The following is a 1,700-nucleotide window of genomic DNA, read 5'->3' on the forward strand; positions in this document are numbered from 1 at the left end:
TGTGGTTGACCAACGCAGGCAACGTGGCGGTGTTTTCTTTCAGCTGGAACTGGTGCACCGCAATGTCGTGGTTGGCCTCGCTATACAAGGTGCGGCTGTCTTTACGTACGGTGAAGTTAATGAAGGCTTCGCGCTCATCCAATTCTGGCAAGTCAATGCTCACTTCACGAGCGCTGTTGGCGGCCAGTGCTTCGACTTTAAACGGCACGCTACGCAGGGTTTCACCTTCGGCACGCACGTCAGCAGTAATGGTGTAATCATCGAGGTTGGTGAACCACAATTTGTTCTCAACGATAAAGCGGTCATAGCAACCTTCAACGGCGCGGATTTTCACCGGTGCAATGACTTGCTTGTATTCTTTCAGGCCAGGGCCCGGGGTTTGATCTGGGTAAATCAGACCATCCATACAGAAGTTGTAGTTGTTTGGGTAGTCGCCGTAATCGCCGCCGTATTTGTAGAACTCTTGACCGTGTTCATCACGCGCTAGAATGCCGTGATCACACCATTCCCAAACGTAGTGACCTTGAATGTGGTCGTGCGCATAGAACACGTTTTGGTATTCCGTCAGACCACCCGGCCCGTTACCCATCGCGTGTGCGTATTCGCAGATAATGCGTGGCTTCTCGTGTGGGTGTTCGCCAAAGTAATTCATCAGTTGAGCGCGTGAGTACATCGTCGAAATCACATCGACGACTTCAGCATCGCGGTCTTCTTCATAATGAACCAAACGGGTGTCATCAATTGCTTTGGTCGCGGTATACATCGCACGGATGTTACAGCCATAACCCGATTCGTTACCGAGTGACCACATGATGATAGAAGGGTGGTTTTTCTGTGCGTGCACATGGCGCACTGCGCGATCAACAAACACCGCTTCCCATGCTGGATCATTGGTGATACGGCTCAGGTCGCCAACGTTGGCAAAGCCGTGGGTTTCCACATCGGTTTCTGCCATCACAAACAGGCCGTAAATATCACACAGCTCGTAGAAGCGTGGGTCGTTCGGGTAGTGTGCGGTGCGAACCGAGTTGATGTTGTGTTGCTTCATCAAAATCAGATCTTTTTCCACGCGGTCCATGCCCACTGCGCGACCTTTTAGGTGGTCGTTGTCATGACGGTTTACACCATGCAGCATCACGTATTGATTGTTGATGTAAAACAGGCCATCGCGAACTTTGATGTCACAGAAACCCACGCGTTGTGGGATCACTTCCACTACGTTGCCTTGGTGATCTTTTAAGGTGATGAACAAGTGGTAAAGGTAAGGATTTTCAGCTGTCCAATGCGTTGGATTCACCATATCAATCGCAAAGCTTGTTGAGTGGTGGTTTTGGATAGTCAGTGAATCGCATTGACCACTGGCTACGACAGTGCCTTTGTCATGCAGCGCGTATTCCAGCGTGTAGCCAGACGCGATAGCGGTGGAAAGGTTTTCCAATTCGATTTGAGCACTGAGCGTCGCACTTTGGTAATCGTCGGCGAAATCGGTGCGAATTGTTAGGTCTTGGACGTGAATGTTCTCTTTTCCGATTAGGTAAACGTCACGGAAGATCCCCGCCGTCCACCACATGTCTTGGTCTTCAATGTAAGTGGAATCGGCCCACTGCATCACGCGTACAGAGAGCAAGTTTTCGCCTTGTTGGACGAACTTGGAAATGTCGAATTCCGCTGTGAGTCGGCTGCCTTTACTAAAGCCGACG

At 50.5% G+C, this 1,700-nt stretch carries 1 protein-coding gene; it reads right to left on the reverse strand.

Annotated elements, in window-relative coordinates:
• On the reverse strand, positions 1-1,700 hold a 1,700-nt coding region (locus tag R7P72_RS23955), incomplete at both ends, for a glycoside hydrolase family 2 TIM barrel-domain containing protein (protein WP_318110818.1).

The organism is Vibrio sp. Vb0888, from assembly GCF_033338835.1.
GTDB classification, from domain to species: Bacteria; Pseudomonadota; Gammaproteobacteria; order Enterobacterales; family Vibrionaceae; genus Vibrio; species Vibrio alginolyticus.